Origin of the sequence: Planktothrix sp. FACHB-1355 (assembly GCF_014748295.1) — a bacterium.
Lineage (GTDB): Bacteria > Cyanobacteriota > Cyanobacteriia > Cyanobacteriales > Aerosakkonemataceae > Aerosakkonema > Aerosakkonema funiforme_A.
In genome coordinates this window covers 1-1,799 of the sequence record NZ_JACJUP010001306.1, presented here as the reverse complement: position 1 = coordinate 1,799, position 1,799 = coordinate 1, and the positions used below count along the sequence as shown (strand labels likewise).

The window sequence follows — 1,799 nt, the reverse complement described above, 5'->3', positions numbered from 1 at the left end:
AACCAGAACATCCCCTCGTCCTATTTTTAGATGATTTACAATGGGCGGATTCAGCATCTCTGAAATTGATTCAGGTGCTAATGACGAATCCGGATAGCAAATATTTGTTGCTGATGGGAGCGTATCGAGATAACGAAGTCAGCGCGACTCATCCATTGATGCTGACTTTAGAGGAAATTCTCAAAGCTGGTGCGATCGTCAATAATATTATCTTGCGCCCTTTGAATATGGAAAATGCCAGCCAATTAGTAGCGGATACGCTTGGCGATCGCACCCACAGATCCCAGCCGCTAGCCGATTTAGTTTACAACAAAACTCAAGGCAATCCCTTCTTTTTGACTCAGATGCTCACCTCGCTTTACCAGGAAAAGTTATTAAACTTTGATTTTAGTAGCGGGATGTGGCAGTGGGATATCGCCCAGATTCAAGCGATCGGTATCACCGATTATAACGTAGTCGAATTAATCGCTAAAAATATTCAGAAACTGTCGGAGGAGACGCAAACTGTCTTAAAATTAGCTGCCTGTGTTGGCAATCAATTTAACTTAGACGTTTTGGCAATTGTCAATGAAAAATGTCAGTCAGCTACAGCTGCCGATTTATGGGAAGCGCTGCAAGCCGGGTTGATTTTACCTCTTAGCAATGCCTACAAAATACCGCTGTTACTTGAAGAAGACAGCGGGGCGGCTTTAACGTTCGATCGTGTGAAGGTTAGCTACAAATTTTTGCACGATCGCGTGCAGCAAGCAGCCTATTCTCTGATTCCCGAAGAGCGGAAAAAAGAAACCCATCTCAAAATTGGCCAACTGCTGCTGAAAAATACTAATCCAGAAGAACGGAAAGAAAATATTTTTGCTTTAGTTAACCAACTGAATTTCGGGACAGACTTAATCGCCTGTGAAGAAGAAAAATATGAGTTGGCTGAGTTAAATTTTATTGCGGGTCAGAAAGCGAAGGCGGCGACAGCTTACGAACCAGCTATCAGGTATTTAAATGTTGGGCTAGAACTGCTGGGCGCAGATAGTTGGCAAAGTCACTACGAGTTGACATTGAATCTATATTTAGAAGCAGCAGAAGTAGAATATTTGAATATTAACTTTGAGCGATCGGCTACTTTAGCTGACACCATTTTACAACAGGCCACTAACCTGCTCGATAAAATCAAAGTCTACGAGATCCAAATACAGTTTTACATGGCTCAAAACCAGATGCTTACAGCCATGAATACTGGCTTGCAAGCACTGGAGATGCTAGGTGTTAGTCTATCAAGTCCGCCGAGTAGCGATCGTTGGGTGGTTGATTTGCCTGAACTGGAAGACTTAGAAAATCTTCCCGCTATGACAGATCCCTATCACCTAGCAACTCTGCGCCTACTCATAAGCGTTGTCGCTCCTGCTACTATGGCAAAGCCAGAAATTTTGCCGCTGCTGGTATTGACTCAAGTCAATTTTTGTATCGAACACGGCTGTTCGGCACAAGCTGCTGTTTCCTATGCTTTTTATGGCATGATCTTGTGTGCGATAATAGGTAAAGTGGATGCCGGATACAAGTCTGGGCAACTAGCTTTGAGGCTGTTACAGAGATTTGATGCCAGAGAACTTCAATCTAAAGTCTATAACCTATTTAACCTTTTTATCAGACCTTGGAAAGAGCATACTAAGGAAACTATTACCCCGTTTTTGCAGGGTTTTCAAAGTGGATTGGAAACTGGTGATTTAGAGTTTGCTTGCTATTGTATTAATAACTATTGCTCTCATATGTTTTGGTTGGGAGAACGAGTTGAATTAGTTGAAAAACAG

At 42.4% G+C, this 1,799-nt stretch carries 1 protein-coding gene; it reads left to right on the top strand.

What is annotated here, in order from left to right; translation table 11 throughout:
* Positions 1–1,799: AAA family ATPase (locus H6S82_RS31825; protein WP_191057392.1), on the top strand; the 1,799-nt coding region annotated here is incomplete at both ends.